Below are 16,303 nucleotides of genomic sequence, written 5' to 3'. Positions count from 1 at the left end.
CCGCCGCCGGAAGGATCGACAGGGCGGCTAACGTCCCGATTTGTCGGAGTCCGCCGGTGAAGTCGCGCTGCTCCGTTCGGCCGATCCCGATCGAATCCGGCCGGATTCCCGGAATTGATCACACAGGCCGTGATCGATATCCCTGTTCTCCCTCCGCCGGCGTTCCCTCCTTCTTCCAACACCGCGCCCCGCGGGGATATTGCCGGGGATTACCACGACCTCGCGCGCGGGGTCAGCACGCGGGCCCGCGCGCGTCCCGCACGCGCGGCGGCGCGGGCCGCGGAGGGCGGGTCGGGTCCGTGCGGCCGAAGGGGGGTCGGTACTGTTCCTCCAGCAAGGTCACCCACCGCAAGCAAGCCGAACCGGCCTGCACGTCCAAGGAGATGCCGCCGCCGTGAGCAGCAGCAGCATTCGACGCGGCACGCTCGCCGCGACCGCCCTCGCTCTCTCGCTCGCCGTCCTCACCGCGTGCGGGGCGGGCAACAACGCCGAGACCCTGAAGATCAACCCCGACAACGCGCGCGCCTCCGCGGGCGACATCCGGATCCAGAACGCCGTGGTGATCGCACCGCCGGCGGAGACGGACGCCCCGGCCGCCGTCTCGGCCCGCATCTTCAACAGCGGCGGCCAGGACCAGACGCTCGACCGGCTGGCCCTCGTGGACGGCGGCGCGGAGCTGGAGCTGGCCGGCGAGAACGGCCGGGGCGGCGTGGTCGTACCGGCGGGCGGCTCGGTGATGCTGGGCGGCGAGGGCAACGCCTCCGCGGTGCTGCCGGACGGGCACGACGCCGGGCACGGCGCGACGAAGAAGCTCGCCTTCGAGTTCAGCAAGGAGGGCGAGGTGCGGCTCGCGGCTTTCGTCGTCGAGGACGACGGCCCGTACGCGGACTTCGCCGCGACCGAGTCCCCGAGCCCGCTGGAGACGGAGCCGCCGGCCGGCGCGGACGGCGAGCCCGGCGAGGACGCGGGCACGGGCACGGACGCCGCGGACACCGGCGACGGCACCGCCGACGCCTCCACGTCACCGGACGCCGGCGCCACCGCGGACGCCACGGACCCCGCGGACGGCACGGACGCCTCCGGCACGGACGATGCCGCCTCGTCCTCGGACAGCCCCGTCAGCGGGCAGTAGGCGCACACGCACCGGGCCCCGGCGCGCACCTGCGCACCGGGGCCGGGCCTGCTCCGTACGACGCGGCGCACGGCGGCCGTACGACGGCGGCACCGGGCCGTACGGCAGCCGTACGACGACGGCCGTACGACGGCGCCGCAGCCGCGGCCGGGTCTACGGCTCGAACTTGTAGCCCAGCCCCCGGACCGTCACCAGATACCGCGGCGCGCCCGGGTCCGGCTCGATCTTCGCGCGCAGCCGCTTCACGTGGACGTCGAGCGTCTTGGTGTCGCCGACGTAGTCCGCGCCCCAGACCCGGTCGATGAGCTGCATCCGGGTCAGCACCCGGCCGGCGTTGCGCAGCAGCATCTCCAGCAGGTCGAACTCCTTCAGCGGCAGGTCGACCTTGTCGCCGGCGACCGTGACCACGTGCCGGTCGACGTCCATCCGCACCGGGCCGACCTCCAGCGCCGCCGGCTCCGCCTCCTCCGGCTCGCCGCGGCGGCGCAGGACCGCGCGGATCCGGGCGACCAGCTCCCGGGAGGAGAAGGGCTTCGTCACGTAGTCGTCGGCTCCTATCTCCAGCCCGACGACCTTGTCGATCTCGCTGTCCTTGGCGGTCACCATGATGACCGGGACGTTGGACCGGCCGCGCAGCTGGCGGCACACCTCCGTGCCGGGCAGCCCCGGCAGCATGAGGTCCAGCAGCACCAGGTCGGCGCCGTTGCGGTCGAAGTCGTCGAGCGCCTCGGGGCCCGTGGTGGCCACGGCCACCTCGAAGCCCTCCTTGCGGAGCATGTACGACAGGGCGTCGCTGAACGATTCTTCGTCCTCGACGACGAGTACCCGGGTCACGCTCTGACCTCCGGGGTGGACGGACCGGACGCGGCCGGCGGGGACGGGGGGAGGAGGGGAGCCGGGCGGCGGGGAGTGGAGCCGCGCCGGTCGGTGGGCACGCGGGTCACGGAATGACCTCCGGAGCTGTGTCTGACGCGTCGGTCCCGCCGTACCGGAGCCGGTCCTCGCCGTCGAGGTCCTCCGGGCCGATGAGAGCTCCGCTGCGGCCGGTGTCGGGCCGGCCGCTCTTCGGACGTGCGGCCTCGGGGAGCCGCAGGGTGAAGGTGGAGCCCTGGCCCTCAGCGCTCCACACCGTGACCTCCCCGCCGTGCGAGGCGGCCACGTGCTTGACGATGGCGAGACCGAGCCCGGTCCCGCCGGTGGCCCGCGAGCGCGCCGGGTCGACCCGGTAGAAGCGCTCGAAGATCCGTTCGCGGTCCTTCTCGGAGATCCCGATCCCCTGGTCGGTGACCGTGACCTCGATGAGGTCGCCGCCCGCGGCGGGCATCCGGCGGGCCGCGATGCCGACCCGGGTGCGGGCGGGGCTGTAGTTCACGGCGTTCTCCACGAGGTTGCCCAGGGCCGCCGCGAGCTGGCCGCGGTGGCCCCAGACGCGGAGCCCGGCCGTGCCGCCGGTGGCGATGTTTATCTGCTTGGCGCCGGCCTGCTGCCGGCACCGCTCCATGGCCTCGGCGACCAGCTCGTCGACCCGTACCGGCTCGGCGTCCTCCAGCGGGTCGTCGTTCTGCACCCGGGAGAGGTCGATGAGCTCCTGCACGAGGCTGGTCAGCCGGGTCGCCTCGCCCTGCATGCGGCCGGCGAAGCGCTCCACCGCCTCGGGGTCGTCGGCGGCGTCCATGACCGCCTCGGAGAGCAGGGACAGCGCGCCGACCGGGGTCTTCAGCTCATGGCTGACGTTCGCGACGAAGTCGCGGCGGACGGCCTCGATGCGGCGGGCCTCGGTCATGTCCTCGACCAGCAGCAGGACGAGCCGGGAGCCGAGCGGCGCGACGCGGGCGGAGACCGCCAGCGCCTCGCCCCTGCCGCTGCGCCGCGGCAGGTCCAGCTCGACCTGCCGTATCTCGCCGTCGCGGCGGGTGTCGCGGGCCATGGCGAGCATCGGCTCCACCGCCAGCCGGCCGCCGCGGACCAGCCCCAGGGCGTACGCCGCGGAGCTGGCCTTGACCACGGTGTCGTCCTCGTCGAGGACGACGGCGGAGGAGCGCAGGACAGAAAGCACGGTGTCCACGCCGGGCGGCAGGACCGCGTCCGTGTGCAGCGAGGTGCGCGTGGGCCTGGACTGCTCGCGCTCGCTCCACCGGAACGCGAGCATGGCGATCACGCCGGTGCACAGACCGGCGAGCGCTGCCGCCGCGGCAACCGCCGCGTTCACGTCCATGACTCCAGGTTAGGCACCCTGTGAGCCCCTTCCACAGCCATCCGGGTGCCGTCTCGAACACTGGTCGCCAAGAGTTCACCCTCAGGTCGGTCTCGATTCACGAAGTGGCGCGACGTCCCCTGCATGGTGGATGCTGCATAAATCGGCAAAGAGGATGGACGGGACTGGGATGCGCGACTCTTACCACGAGGAGCTCGACTCGATCGGCGAGGGCCTGGTCGACATGGCCCGGCTGGTCGGCTCCGCCATGGGCCGTGCCACCGCCGCGCTGCTCGACGCCGACCTCCAGCTCGCCGAGAGCGTGATCGCCGGCGACGAGAAGGTGGACGACCTCCAGCGCGAGCTGGAGACGCGGGCCATCCAGCTGCTCGCCCGGCAGCAGCCCGTGGCCACCGACCTGCGCATCGTCGTGACGTCGCTGCGGATGAGCGCCGACCTGGAGCGGGCCGGCGACCTCGCGAAGCACGTCGCCAAGCTGGCCCGGCTGCGCTACCCCGGCCGCTGCATCCCCGACGACCTGCACGCCACGGTGCTGGAGATGGGGCAGCTCGCGCAGCGGCTGATGGCCAAGACCGCGGAGGTCGTCACCACCAAGAACGTCGACCTGGCGCTGGAGCTGGAGCAGGACGACGACAGGATGGACTACCTGCACCGCAAGATCTTCCAGCACCTCATGGACGACCGCTGGAAGCACGGCATCGAGACCGCCGTGGACGTGACGCTGATCGGCCGCTACTACGAGCGCTTCGCCGACCACGCCGTGTCCTGCGCGGGCCGGGTGGTGTACCTGGTGACAGGCGAGCACGCCGACGAGCTGAGCGCGACGGCCCCGGTCGAGGGCGCGTAGGCGTACGGGCCCCCGGACCCGCGGGCGCGGGGGCGTACGCGGGCGCGACGCCCGGGGCGTACGGGTTCGCGGCGGGCCGCGGTGCACCCGCGCGCCCGCGTGTGCGCCCCGCCGGCCGGGAAGCCTTCCGGCGAAGGGAACACCCCTGCTAGGAGGTCCCCCATGCCGGAAGAGTCCACCTCCCGCACCCCTGCCGAACCGCGCACCACGGCGAAGCCCCCGCGGACGCGCCCGAAGATGACCCCGCTCCCGCGCCTCGCCTCCTGCAACTGCGGCCCCGGCTGCTCCTGCGGCTGCCAGTCCGGCGGCGGGTGCAGCTGCGGCGGCAGCTGCGGCAGCTGAGCCGCGGCCGGCGCCCGCGCCGCCGCCGGCGCCCGGCACCCGCGCCGGCGCCCGGGCCCCGGCCCCGCCCCTGAGACGCCCGCAGCCCCTGCCCTGACGACGCCGGGCAGGGGCTGCGGTGTGCGTACGGCGGGCCGAAGCTACTTCTTGCCCTGGTTCGCCACCGCCCGGATCGCCGAGGCGGCGGCGTCCGGGTCGAGGTACGTACCGCCGCGGACGGCCGGGCGGAGGTCGCCGTCCAGCTCGTACGCCAGCGGGATGCCGGTGGGGATGTTCAGCCCCGGGATCTCCTCGTCGGAGATGCCGTCGAGGTGCTTGACCAGGGCCCGCAGGCTGTTGCCGTGCGCGGCGACCAGCACGGTCCGCCCGGCCTGGAGGTCCGGCACGACGCTGTCGTACCAGTACGGCAGGGCCCGCTCCAGCACGTCCTTCAGGCACTCGGTCCGCGGCCGCAGCTCGCTGGGGATGTGCGCGTAGCGCGCGTCGTGCGCCTGCGAGAACTCGCTGTCGTCGTCGATCGGCGGCGGGGGCGTGTCGTACGAGCGGCGCCAGGTCATGAACTGCTCCTCGCCGAACTCGGCGAGCGTCTGCGCCTTGTCCTTGCCCTGGAGCGCGCCGTAGTGCCGCTCGTTGAGCCGCCAGGAGCGGGCGACCGGGATCCAGTGCCGGTCGCAGGCGGTCAGCGACATGTTCGCGGTCCGGATGGCGCGCTTGAGCAGGGAGGTGTGGACGACGTCCGGCAGCAGCCCCGCCTCGCGCAGCAGCTCGCCGCCGCGTACCGCCTCCTTCTCGCCCTTGTCGGTGAGGTTCACGTCCACCCAGCCGGTGAACAGGTTCTTGGCGTTCCAGTCGCTCTCTCCGTGCCGGAGGAGGATCAGCTTGTACGGTGCGTCGGCCATGGCTCCGAGCCTAATCGAGCGGGCGTCTCCCCACGCCCCGGGCCCGGATTGACGGCAGCCGTCAATCCGGTGGCGTCCCGGCCCCCCGGCTTCGTAACATCCCCTCATCGCTCGTGCCACTTACATCGAGGGGATCCGCCGTGCCCGTGACCCGCATCGGACGCGCCGCGCGCGAAACCGTCACCGGGCTGCCCCGCGCGTTCTGGTGGCTGTGGACGTCCACGCTCATCAACCGGCTCGGCGGCTTCGTCGCCACCTTCATGGCCCTCTACCTGACCCAGGAGCGCGGCCACTCCGCCACCTACGCCGGGCTGGTCGCCGCCCTCTACGGGCTCGGCGGCGTGATCTCCTCGCTCGGCGGCGGCGTGCTCACCGACCGCCTCGGGCGCCGCCCCACCCTGATGCTCGCGCAGTCCGCCACCGCCGTGACCGTCACCGCGCTCGGCTTCACCACCCACCCCGCGGCCATCCCGGTCGTCGCCTTCGCCGTCGGCATGGCGTCCAACGCCTCCCGGCCCGCGGTGCAGGCGATGATGGCGGACATCGTCCCGCCCGAGCACCGCGTACGGGCCTTCTCGCTCAACTACTGGGCGATCAACCTGGGCTTCGCGATCTCCTCCGCCGGCGCCGGCTTCATCGCCGAGTACAGCTACCGGGCCGGCTTCCTCATCGAGGGCCTGCTGACCCTCACCTGCGCGATCCTGGTCTTCGTCAAGCTCCCCGAGTCCCGGCCCGAACGCCCCGCGGGCGCCGCGGGCGGCCCGGCGGATGCGGTGAGCCTCGGCACGGTGCTGCGCGACGGGCGGTTCATGGGGGTCGTCGGGCTGTCGTTCCTGATCTCGATGATCTTCATGCAGGCGTACGTGTCGCTGCCCGTGGCGATGGGCGACCAGGGGCTGTCCAGCTCGGACTTCGGGCTCGCCATCGCCGTGAACGGCGTGCTGATCGTGGTCCTCCAGATACCCGTGACCCGGTTCATCGAGCACCGCGACCCGCGGACGCTGCTCATCGTCTCGTCGCTGCTGGCGGGGTACGGGTTCGGGCTCCACGCCTTCGCCGGGCCGGTCGCCGTGTACGCGCTCGTCATCTGCGTCTGGACCCTCGGCGAGATCGTCAACGCGCCGACGCAGACCAGCATCGTCGTCCGCCTCTCCCCCGTCCACGGCCGCGGCCGGTACCAGGGCATGTACACGACCTCCTGGGCCGTCGCCGGGCTCGCCGCCCCGCTGCTGGGCGGGTGGGTCATCGACACGGCCGGGGCGGAGTGGCTGTGGGCGGGGTGCGCGGGGATGGGCACGGTGGCGGCGGCCGGGTACGCGCTGCTGATGCGCGGGCTGCCCCGGGAGGACCCGGCCCAGGGCCCGGCCCCGGCCCCGGCCCCGGACCCGGTCGCCGCCGGGGAGGCGGGCGCGGAACCGCCGGACGACCCGCGGGACAAGCGCATGCGTCCCACGGGCAGCGTCAGCCCCTCGTAAGACCCGAAGTGCCCGCCCGAGAGCGGCGGCAGGGACCCGGCGGCGGCCGCGTCCGCGGGTGCCGTACGGGCCCGCCGGCCGGTCCGCGGCCGGCTCGTACGCTGGACGCATGGCGTCCCAGCAGCGGCCCCCGCGCCCCGCGTCCGGCGCGGCCGGCGGGCGTCCCGCGCGCGCCGCGCGGCCGGTCGGGTCGCCGACCCGGGGGACGACCCACCCCAACCGGCTGCGCCGCATGGACCGCTGGATCGCCGCCGCCCACGGCCCCGCCCTGCGACGCACCGCCCGCGCCGACGGCCGCGCCGTCGCCGTCGACCTCGGCTACGGCGCCGCCCCGTGGACCGCGGTCGAGCTGCTGGACCGGCTCCGTACCGCCTGCCCCCGGGTCGAGGTGGCCGGCGTGGAGATCGACGCGGAGCGGGTCGCGGCGGCGCGCCCGTACGAGCGGGCGGGCCTCGCGTTCCTGCGCGGCGGCTTCGAGGTCCCCCTCCCCGGCGGCGCGCGCCCGGCGCTGATCCGGGCGGCCAACGTGCTGCGGCAGTACGGCGCGGACGAGGTCCCGGCGGCGTGGGACCGGCTCACCGGGCGGCTCGGCCCGAACGGCCTGCTGGTGGAGGGCACCTGCGACGAGGCGGGGCGGCGGCACGTGTGGGTGGCGCTGGGCCCGGAGGGCCCCCGCACCCTCACCTTCGCCGCCCGCCTCGCGTCCCTCGACGCGCCCTCCGACCTGGCGGAGCGGCTGCCGAAGGCGCTGATCCACCGGAACGTCCCGGGGGAGCCGGTGCACGCGTTCCTGCGCGACTTCGACCGGGCGTGGGCGGCGGCGGCCCCGTACGCGGCGCTGGGCGCGCGGCAGCGCTGGATCCGGGCGGCGAGCGCGCTGGCGGGCGACTGGCCGCTGACGGACGGCCCGGGGCGCTGGCGGCAGGGCGAGCTGACGGTGGCGTGGCGGGCGGTGGCGCCGCGCGGGTGGGGGACGTAGCCGCCGGCGGCGGCCGGGCCGTACCGCGGTCGTGGTCCGGGCGGGCCCCCCTCCCCGAGCACGACGCCCCGCGCCGCGCGCCCCGCGCGGGAATGAACACCGCCACACCCGGTGTTCACCCCATCACGGCGGGGATGACGGCCAACGCGAGGAGGAACCAGTAGCCGTGAGCCACCACCTGTCCCGGCTCCGCGCCCGCGCGCGCCACCGCCGGCCACGCCGCGTCGCGATGCTCTCCGTCCACACCTCCCCCCTCCACCAGCCCGGCACCGGCGACGCCGGCGGCATGAACGTCTACATCGTCGAGCTGGCCCGCCGGCTCGCCGAGATCGGCGTCGAGGTCGAGGTCTTCACCCGCGCCACCTCCGCCGCCCTCCCGCCCGCCGTCGAACTGGCCCCCGGCGTGCTCGTCCGGCACGTGGCCGCCGGGCCGTACGAGGGACTGGCCAAGGAGGACCTGCCCGCGCAGCTCTGCGCGTTCACGCACGGCGTCATGCAGACCGAGGCCGCCCACCGCCCCGGCTACTACGACCTCGTCCACTCCCACTACTGGCTCTCCGGCCACGTCGGCTGGCTCGCCGCCCAGCGCTGGGGCGTGCCGCTGGTGCACGCCATGCACACCATGGCCAAGGTCAAGAACGCCGCCCTCGCCGCCGGCGACAGCGCCGAGCCGCCCGCCCGCGTCCTCGGCGAGAGCCAGATCGTACGGGCCGCCGACCGGCTCGTCGCCAACACCGACGACGAGGCCCACGACCTGATCCACCACTACGACGCGGACCCCGCCCGCGTCGGCATCGTCCGCCCCGGCGTGAACCTGGACGTCTTCCGCCCCGGCCCCGGTGACCCCGCCGCGTCCCGCGCCGCCGCCCGCGCCGCGCTCGGACTCCCCCCGGACGCCTTCGTCCCCCTGTTCGCCGGCCGCATCCAGCCCCTCAAGGCGCCCGACGTGCTGCTGCGCGCCGTCGCCCACCTCCTCGACCGGGACCCGGCGCTGCGCGAGCGGCTGGTGGTGCCGGTGGTCGGCGGGCCGAGCGGCAGCGGGCTGGCGAAGCCGGAGGCGCTCCAGAAGCTCGCCGCGCGGCTGGGAATCTCCGATGTCGTGAGGTTTGAACGCCCGGTGGCACAGAAGGCGCTCGCGCGCTGGTTCCGGGCGGCGTCGACGCTGGTGATGCCGTCGTACAGCGAGTCGTTCGGGCTGGTCGCGCTGGAGGCGCAGGCGTGCGGGACGCCGGTGGTCGCGGCGGCGGTCGGCGGCCTGCCGGTCGCGGTCCGCGACGGCGTCACGGGGTACCTCGTCGAGGGCCACGACCCGGCGGGCTTCGCCGCCGCGCTCGGACGGCTCGCCGCCGACCCGGCGCTCACCGCCCGCATGGGCGCGGCGGCGGCCCGGCACGCGGCGGGCTTCGGCTGGGACGCCGCCGCCCACGCGACGGCCGACGTGTACGCCGCGGCAGCCGCCGGCCACCCCGGCGCGGCCCGGCCTCCTCGCCTACGATCGCCGCATGGCTGAGGCAGCGCGCACGAGCGCGAGCGTGGACACCGTCGGCAAGGTCGTCGAGGACACCCTCCGGGAGGCGGGGATCGACTACGAGTCACCCGCGCCGGGCACCTACGTCGCCTCCCTCCCCGGCACGCGGAAGCTGTCGACGACCTGTCAGCTGATCGTCGGCCGGCACTCGCTGTCGGTCAACGCCTTCGTGATCCGCCACCCCGACGAGAACGAGGCCGGCGTCCACCGCTGGCTGCTGGAGCGCAACACCCGGCTGTACGGGGTGAGCTTCGCCGTCGACCGGCTCGGCGACATCTACCTCGTCGGCCGGCTGCCGCTGGCCGCGGTGACGCCGGAGGAGCTGGACCGGGTGCTGGGCACGGTGCTGGAGAACGCGGACGGGAGCTTCAACACGCTGCTGGAGCTGGGGTTCGCGACGGCCATCCGCAAGGAGTACGCGTGGCGTACGTCCCGGGGGGAGTCGACGCGCAACCTGGAGGCGTTCACGCACCTGACGCGCGGGGCGGAGCAGCCGGAGCAGCCCGGGTAGGACGCAGCGACTCCAGCATCCGCTCCAGCGCCGCCCAGGTGTCGGCGAGATCGCCGGGGCCGCCCTCCGCGGCCAGCCACAGCGCGGCCTCGTTCATCGCGCCGGACAGCAGGTGCGCCAGCGGCGCGACCGGCTGCCGCGCCACCGCCCCCGCCGCCATCAGCTCCGCCAGCGCCTCGGTCAGATGCCGCGCCGACGCCGCCTCGTCGAGCGCCCGCCACTCGCTCCACCCCAGCACCGCCGGCCCGTCGACCAGCATGATCCGCTGCACTTCGGGGGCGGTGCTGGCGGTGAGGAACTCGCGGCAGCCGACGGTCAGCCGGTCCCACGGGTCCGCGTGCCGCTCCGCGGCCTCCGCCACCCGCCGGCCGACCTCCTGCTGCACCTCCGCCAGCACGGCGCGGAAGAGGCCGGTCTTGGCGTCGAAGTGGTGGTACAGCGCGCCCTTGGTCACGCCGGCCGCGCGCACGATCTCGGCCAGCCCCACGGCCCCGTAGCCGCGGCTCGCGAACAGCCGCCGGCTCTCGCGGAGCAGCGCCCGCCTGGTCTGCTCCCGCTGCTCCGCCCTGACTCCGCCGGTCCCGCCCGTTCCGCCGGTTCCGCTGCCGCCGCGCGCGGTCATGCGCACCTCGCCTCCCGTTTGACATACCGATGGTACGCGAACTACGGTTTTTGACATACCAATGGTACGCGAAAGGAGCCGACGATGCGGCTGACCGGTTTCTATCCCGTGCTCGGCACGGAGCGGCTGAGCGAATCCCGGGACTTCTACGTCCAGCTGATGCACTTCGAGGTGACCTTCGAGGCCGACTGGTACGTGAGCCTGCGCCGGCCGGGCGACCCGCCGTACGAGCTGGCCCTCCTCGACCCCGGCCACCCGACCGTCCCCGCCGGCTACCGCGCGGCCGCGCGCGGGCTGCTGCTCAACTTCGAGGTCGAGGACGTCGACGCGGAGTGGGAGCGGCTCGTCGTACGCGAAGGGCTCACACCCGAGCTGGAGCTGCGCAGCGAGGACTTCGGGCAGCGGCACTTCATCGTCGCGGACCCGAACGGGATCCTCGTCGACGTGATCACGCCCATCGCGGCGACGGGCGAGTTCGCCGAGCAGTACGCGACGCCGTAGCCCTCAGGCCGCCCCGGAGGGCAGGGTGTCCAGCAGGGCGTCGACGAGGGCGCGGTCGTGGCCGTGGGTCAGCGTGCGGCGGGCCGCGGCGGGCGGCAGCCAGACCAGGCGGTCCACCTCGTCGTTGGGCACGAACGCGCCGGCGCGGGCCCGCGCGGCCCAGTAGCGGACCTCCTTGGGCCGGCCGTCGGCCACCCGGTAGTGGGTGGTGGGCAGCGGCGGGCCGGGCTCGCAGGCGAGGCCGGTCTCCTCGGCGACCTCGCGGACGGCGGCGTCGAGCGGCTCCTCACCGGACTTGAGCTTGCCCTTGGGATGGGACCAGTCGTCGTACTTGGGGCGGTGGACGACGGCGATCTCCAGCGCGGCGGGCGCGGCGGGCGCGCCGGGACCGGCGGCGGGACCGGCGGGCGGTGCGGAACGCCACAGCACGCAGCCCGCGGCACGGATCAGGCAGGCCGGGTCGGCCGGGTCGTTGCGGTGCTCCCTCACCTGTGCTCCCCTCTCGTCTGCCAGAGTCGGCCGAAGGTGAAGCGCGCGGCTTCTACCTCGTGGCGCTGGTCGGCGTGGAGTACGCCGAGTGCGTAGGCGGTGGCGGGGGCGATACGCGGGGTCGCGGCGGCAGAGGCGGCCGCGGCGGCGGCCTCCACGGCCTCGCGGTCGCGGTCGAGCGCGGTGCCCGCGGCGGCCAGCGGCGGCCCCGGCGGGCGCACCGGGACGGTGCCGGGCGGGCACGCCGCCAGAACCTCGGCGGCGTGCCGGGCGCGCCGCACGAGAGTGTGCACGTGCCGCCAGGGGGCGTCGTCGCGATCGTCGACGGCCGTGGCCGCGGCGGCGCCGTCCCCGCCGCCTGCGCGGGCGGGGGCGGCGAGGCCGCGGGCGAGGGCGGCGGCGTTGTACGGGCGGCCGGCACGGGCCAGCGGCAGCGCGGCGACCGCGGAGGCCAGCACGCGGCGCAGGTCGTCGTGGTGCTCCGGCAGAGCAGCGGCGGGCCGCCGGGCGGCGCGGGTCAGCGGCGCGTCGGAGACCAGCAGCGCGACGGCGTCGGCGACCGCGTGATACCGCGCGGACGTCAGCGCGTCCAGCGCCTCGGAGTGCGCCCGGCTCCGCGCGAGCCCGAGCCGCCGCTCCAGCAGCGCCCCCGCCCGCGCGACGCCTGCGGCGGGCGCGGCGGACGCGGTGGCGGATACCCCCGCACGCCGCCCCCCGGCCGCAGACACCCGCCCGGTGGCGGAGCCGCCGCCAGCGGGCGGGGCGGGGGCGGAGGTGCCGGAGCCGGACCTGTGGGCGACAGAGCCGCCGGTGCCCGACCCGGTGGAGGCAGACGCAGCGGTGCCGGACCTGGCGGAGACGGAGTCGCGCGTGCCCGAGCCACGGGTGCCCGACCCGAAGCCAGGCCCACCGGCGCCCGGCCCGGCGGCGGTACCGGCGCCAGTCCCCGAGACAGACCCACGGACACCCGACCCGGCGGAGACAGAGCCGCGCGTGCCCGACCCCGCGGTGCCAGACCCGCCGGTGCCGGACCCGGAGACCGGCCCACCGGCGCCCGACCCGCCGGAGCGGGACCCACCGGCGCCCGACCCGGTGGAGGCAGACGCAGCGGTGCCCGACCCGGTGGAGGCAGACGCAGCGGTGCCCGACCCGGCGGAGACAGACCCGCGCGTGCCCGACCCCGCGGAGACAGATCCACCGGTGCCGGACCCGGAGACCGGCCCACCGGCGCCCGACCCGCCGGAGCGGGACCCACCGGCGCCCGACCCGGTGGAGGCAGACGCAGCGGTGCCCGACCCGGCGGAGACAGACCCGCGCGTGCCCGACCCCGCGGTGCCAGACCCGCCGGTGCCGGACCCGGAGACCGGCCCACCGGCGCCCGACCCGCCGGAGCGGGACCCACCGGCGCCCGATCCGGCGGAGACAGCGCCACCGGTGCCGGATCCGGCGGCGGTACCGGCGCTGGAGACCGGCCCGGCGGACGCGGCTCCGCCGGGCGGCGGCACGGCTCTGCCGTCGCCCCCGGGCCGCGCCTCCGGCACCGCGCCGCCGGCGCGGGGCGTACCGGCCCGCTCCGCGACCCCGTTCGGCAGTCCCGCGGCCCCCGGCGCCGCGTCCCCGGCCCCTGCACGCCCGCCGCCACCGGCGGCATCGGCGCCACCGGCGCGCCCCGCGCGCCTGCCGTCACCGGCGTGCTCGGCCTGGCCGCCCGGGGCGTGCTCAGCCTGGCCGACCTGCGTGGGCACCGCGCCGCGCGCGTCCCGCGCCTCCGCGGGCGCGCCCTCGCGCCTACCGCCCTCGGCGGTCCGGCCGCCGTCCGCGTTGCGGCTCCCGGTGCCGCCGACCGCACGATCCGCGACCCGGCCGCCGCCCACCGCACCACCCGCGGGACCACCCGCGCCGCCCACCGCACGGTCCACGACCCGGCCGCCGCCCACCGCACCACCGACGGCACGGTCCACGACCCCGGCGCCGTCCACCGCGCCACCCGCGCCGCCCACCGCACGATCCGCGATCCGGCCGCCGCCCACCGCACGGTCCGCGACCCCGCCGTCGCCCACCGCACCACCCGCGGGATCACCCCCGTCGCCGGCCGGCGGGTCGCCCGTGTCCTCCTCCCCCGACAGCCGTCGCAGCGCCCCCACCAGCCGGTCGCGGCGTGCCGCGTACACGTGCTCGCGCATCACCGTGTGGCCCAGCCAGTACAGCTCCGTCTCCAGCCGCTCCGCCCACTCCGGGTCCAGTAAAGGCCGGAAGCTCCCCAGCGTGTCCGCGATCCGGAACGCCGCGTCGTGGACCGCGCCCGCTGCCCGCGCGCCCCCTCCGGCTCCCGCGGCCCCCGCCGGGGCCGGGTCCTGGGCCGGGAGGTCCCGCAGACCGCGCAGCAGCTCCGTCGCCTGCGTGCTCAGGTATCGCGCCAGCACCTCCCCCGCCGAGCCGCCAGGCGCCTCCGCCGAGCCGCCGGGCGCGGCCGCCGTCACCGATGCCTCATGTACCTCATGCCGCGATGACACGCCGGCGCCTCCGGGCGTCGATGAGCATTTCCTGTACATTCGCCAGCCGACTGCCCCCGTCGTCCACCGCGTTGCGCGTCCAGTCGCCGTTCGAGTCCAGGTGCCACGAGTCGACCTCGTCCGACATTCCCGTCTCCAGCAGCCGGTTCAGCGCCTCCCGGTGTGCCGGGTCGGCGACCCGGACCAGCGCCTCGATGCGGCGGTCGAGGTTGCGGTGCATCATGTCCGCGCTGCCGATCCACACCTCCGGGTCGCCTCCGTTGCCGAAGGAGAAGATCCGGGAGTGTTCCAGGAACCGGCCGAGGATGCTCCGTACCCGGATGTTCTCGGAGAGTCCCGCCACTCCCGGCCGTACGGCGCAGATGCCGCGCACCCAGATGTCGACCGGTACGCCCGCCGCGGACGCCCGGTAGCAGGCGTCGATGACGGCCTCGTCGACGATCGAGTTGACCTTGATGCGGACGTACGCGGGCTGGCCGGCCCGGTGGTGGGTGATCTCGCGGTGGATGCGGTGGACCAGGCCGTCGCGCACCGACGTGGGTGCGACGAGCAGGCGGCGGTAGTTCTCCCGCCGGGAGTAGCCGGAGAGCCGGTTGAAGAGGTCGGAGAGGTCGGCGCCGACTTTCGCGTCGGCGGTCAGGAGGCCCAGGTCCTCGTAGAGCCGGGCGGTCTTGGGGTGGTAGTTGCCGGTGCCGACGTGGCTGTAGCGGCGCAGGGTCTCGCCTTCCTGCCGTACGACCAGCGACAGCTTGCAGTGGGTCTTCAGCCCGACGAGCCCGTACACCACGTGGCAGCCGGCCTCTTCCAGCTTCCGCGCCCACTTGATGTTCGCCTGCTCGTCGAAGCGCGCCTTCAGCTCCACCAGCACCAGGACCTGCTTGCCGCTCTCCGCGGCGTCGATCAGGGCGTCGACGATCGGCGAGTCGCCGGAGGTGCGGTAGAGCGTCTGCTTGATGGCCAGCACGTCCGGGTCGGCCGCGGCCTGTTCCAGGAACGCCTGGATGGAGGTGGAGAAGGAGTCGTACGGGTGGTGGAGCAGCACGTCGCGTTCGCGCAGCGCGGCGAAGATGTCGGGCGCGGACGCCGACTCGACCTCGGCGAGGTCGCGGTGCGTGCCGGCGACGAACTTCGGGTACTTCAGCTCCGGCCGGTCCTGGGTGGCGATGCCGAAGAGCCCGGTGAGGTCGAGCGGGCCGGGCAGCGGGTAGACCTCGGCCTCGGAGATCTTCAGCTCGCGCACGAGCAGGTCCAGCACGTACGGGTCGATGGACTCCTCCACCTCCAGGCGCACCGGCGGCCCGAAGCGGCGCCGCATCAGCTCCTTCTCCAGGGCCTTCAGCAGGTTTTCCGCGTCGTCCTCCTCGACCTCCAGGTCCTCGTTGCGGGTGACCCGGAAGGTGTGGTGGGCGAGGACCTCCATGCCCGGGAAGAGGTCTTCGAGGTGGGCGGCGATGACGTCCTCCAGCGGTACGAACCGCTGGGCGCCGCCGACCGTGGCGGTCTCCAGGAACCGCGGCAGCAGCGGCGGCACCTTGACGCGGGCAAAGTGCCGGTGGCCGCTGACCGGGTTGCGGACGACGACGGCGAGGTTCAGGGACAGGCCCGATATGTACGGGAACGGGTGCGCCGGGTCGACGGCCAGCGGGGTGAGCACCGGGTAGATCTGCTGCCGGAAGAGGGTGAAGAGCCGGGCCTGCTCCTTCTCGCCCAGGTCGGCCCAGCGGATCAGCTGGATGCCCTCGTCGGCCAGCGCGGGCTGCACGTCCTGCTGGAAGCAGGCGGCGTGCCGCGCCATCAGCTCGCGCGAGCGGTTCCAGATCAGGTCCAGCACCTCGCGGGGCTGGAGCCCGGAGGCGGAGCGGGTGGCGACGCCGGTGGCGATGCGGCGCTTGAGGCCGGCGACGCGCACCATGAAGAACTCGTCCAGGTTGCTGGCGAAGATCGCCAGGAAGTTGGCGCGCTCCAGCAGCGGGGTGGCCGCGTCCTCGGCGAGCTCCAGGACCCGTTCGTTGAAGGCGAGCCAGCTGCGCTCGCGGTCCAGGAAGCGGCCGGTGGGCAGCTCCTCGTCCGCCTCCCGGCCGTCGTAGTCGTCGGCGTCGGCGTCGATGTCCGGGTCGATCTGCTGGGCGGCGCGCTGCATGGAGGGCGCCACCGGGTGCGGGCGGCGGGCGGCGATCGATCCCACCGACGGCTGCGCGGGCTGGGCGGGGGTGACGAGGGGCGGGCTGTCGTCCATGCCCCTATTCTCCC

At 75.2% G+C, this 16,303-nt stretch carries 15 protein-coding genes and 1 pseudogene; 9 read left to right on the top strand and 7 right to left on the bottom strand.

All coding sequences use genetic code 11. From position 1 onward, the window contains the following. Positions 1-394 precede the first annotated feature (394 nt). Positions 395-1,132, top strand: a complete 738-nt coding sequence (locus ACHZ99_RS29920; RefSeq protein ID WP_420307944.1) for a hypothetical protein — start codon at positions 395-397, stop codon at positions 1,130-1,132. A gap of 153 nt (positions 1,133-1,285) precedes the next feature. Here ACHZ99_RS29920 and ACHZ99_RS29915 read toward each other — a convergent pair whose 3' ends face one another. Continuing rightward, on the bottom strand, positions 1,286-1,966 hold the full coding sequence (locus ACHZ99_RS29915) for a response regulator transcription factor (protein WP_047016404.1): 681 nt from the start codon (positions 1,964-1,966) through the stop codon (positions 1,286-1,288). 106 nt (positions 1,967-2,072) lie between these two features. Then, positions 2,073-3,347, bottom strand: coding sequence for a sensor histidine kinase (locus tag ACHZ99_RS29910; protein WP_420307943.1), 1,275 nt, complete (start codon positions 3,345-3,347; stop codon positions 2,073-2,075). A 169-nt stretch (positions 3,348-3,516) separates the two neighbouring features. Between ACHZ99_RS29910 and phoU the strand changes: the two genes are divergently transcribed. Further along, entirely contained in the window at positions 3,517-4,194 is a 678-nt protein-coding gene (gene phoU, locus ACHZ99_RS29905) for a phosphate signaling complex protein PhoU (RefSeq protein WP_420307942.1), read from the top strand. A gap of 162 nt (positions 4,195-4,356) precedes the next feature. Beyond that, positions 4,357-4,536, top strand: a complete 180-nt coding sequence (locus ACHZ99_RS29900) for a hypothetical protein (protein WP_420307941.1) — start codon at positions 4,357-4,359, stop codon at positions 4,534-4,536. A gap of 140 nt (positions 4,537-4,676) precedes the next feature. Here ACHZ99_RS29900 and ACHZ99_RS29895 read toward each other — a convergent pair whose 3' ends face one another. Further along, the gene (locus tag ACHZ99_RS29895) at positions 4,677-5,435 is read right to left on the bottom strand and encodes a phosphoglyceromutase (RefSeq protein ID WP_420307940.1); all 759 of its coding nucleotides are present in this window, start codon (positions 5,433-5,435) and stop codon (positions 4,677-4,679) included. Between the two features lie 140 nt (positions 5,436-5,575). Here ACHZ99_RS29895 and ACHZ99_RS29890 point away from each other — a divergent pair, with 140 nt between their 5' ends. The 4 genes from ACHZ99_RS29890 to ACHZ99_RS29875 all read left to right on the top strand — a co-directional run bounded on the left by ACHZ99_RS29890 (position 5,576) and on the right by ACHZ99_RS29875 (position 9,928). Next, complete coding sequence (locus ACHZ99_RS29890; protein WP_420307938.1) at positions 5,576-6,910, top strand: MDR family MFS transporter; 1,335 nt, start codon at positions 5,576-5,578, stop codon at positions 6,908-6,910. 109 nt (positions 6,911-7,019) lie between these two features. Then, a complete protein-coding gene (locus tag ACHZ99_RS29885) occupies positions 7,020-7,889 on the top strand; it encodes a class I SAM-dependent methyltransferase (RefSeq protein WP_420307937.1) in 870 nt (289 codons plus the stop codon). Positions 7,890-8,055: 166 nt separating this feature from the next. Continuing rightward, positions 8,056-9,399, top strand: a complete 1,344-nt coding sequence (gene mshA / locus ACHZ99_RS29880) for a D-inositol-3-phosphate glycosyltransferase (RefSeq protein WP_420307935.1) — start codon at positions 8,056-8,058, stop codon at positions 9,397-9,399. Then, the gene (locus ACHZ99_RS29875; protein WP_420307934.1) at positions 9,392-9,928 is read left to right on the top strand and encodes a YbjN domain-containing protein; all 537 of its coding nucleotides are present in this window, start codon (positions 9,392-9,394) and stop codon (positions 9,926-9,928) included. Before mshA ends, ACHZ99_RS29875 begins: the two co-directional genes overlap by 8 nt. On the opposite strand, the gene ACHZ99_RS29870 is transcribed toward ACHZ99_RS29875, so the two are convergent. Continuing rightward, the gene (locus ACHZ99_RS29870) at positions 9,882-10,550 is read right to left on the bottom strand and encodes a TetR/AcrR family transcriptional regulator (RefSeq protein ID WP_420307933.1); all 669 of its coding nucleotides are present in this window, start codon (positions 10,548-10,550) and stop codon (positions 9,882-9,884) included. The genes ACHZ99_RS29875 and ACHZ99_RS29870 overlap by 47 nt on opposite strands. A gap of 84 nt (positions 10,551-10,634) precedes the next feature. On the opposite strand from ACHZ99_RS29870, the gene ACHZ99_RS29865 reads away from it, so the two are divergent. Next, the gene (locus ACHZ99_RS29865) at positions 10,635-11,051 is read left to right on the top strand and encodes a VOC family protein (RefSeq protein ID WP_420307932.1); all 417 of its coding nucleotides are present in this window, start codon (positions 10,635-10,637) and stop codon (positions 11,049-11,051) included. Positions 11,052-11,054: 3 nt separating this feature from the next. Here ACHZ99_RS29865 and ACHZ99_RS29860 read toward each other — a convergent pair whose 3' ends face one another. Further along, entirely contained in the window at positions 11,055-11,540 is a 486-nt protein-coding gene (locus ACHZ99_RS29860) for an NUDIX hydrolase (protein WP_420307931.1), read from the bottom strand. After that, positions 11,537-12,493, bottom strand: a pseudogene (locus ACHZ99_RS29855) (hypothetical protein); the annotation flags it as partial. The gene ACHZ99_RS29860 and the pseudogene ACHZ99_RS29855, both read right to left, overlap by 4 nt. 738 nt (positions 12,494-13,231) lie before the next feature. Between ACHZ99_RS29855 and ACHZ99_RS29850 the strand changes: the two are divergent. Continuing rightward, the gene (locus ACHZ99_RS29850; protein ID WP_420308038.1) at positions 13,232-13,786 is read left to right on the top strand and encodes a hypothetical protein; all 555 of its coding nucleotides are present in this window, start codon (positions 13,232-13,234) and stop codon (positions 13,784-13,786) included. 250 nt (positions 13,787-14,036) lie between these two features. On the opposite strand, the gene ACHZ99_RS29845 is transcribed toward ACHZ99_RS29850, so the two are convergent. Beyond that, the gene (locus ACHZ99_RS29845) at positions 14,037-16,289 is read right to left on the bottom strand and encodes an RNA degradosome polyphosphate kinase (RefSeq protein WP_420308031.1); all 2,253 of its coding nucleotides are present in this window, start codon (positions 16,287-16,289) and stop codon (positions 14,037-14,039) included. Positions 16,290-16,303 lie beyond the last annotated feature (14 nt).

Source organism: Streptomyces sp. MAR4 CNX-425 (genome assembly GCF_048656465.1).
In the GTDB taxonomy this organism is placed as follows: Bacteria; Actinomycetota; Actinomycetes; order Streptomycetales; family Streptomycetaceae; genus Streptomyces.
The sequence above is the reverse complement of the archived record's forward strand: the minus strand, read 5'-3'. Positions and strand labels throughout refer to the sequence as shown.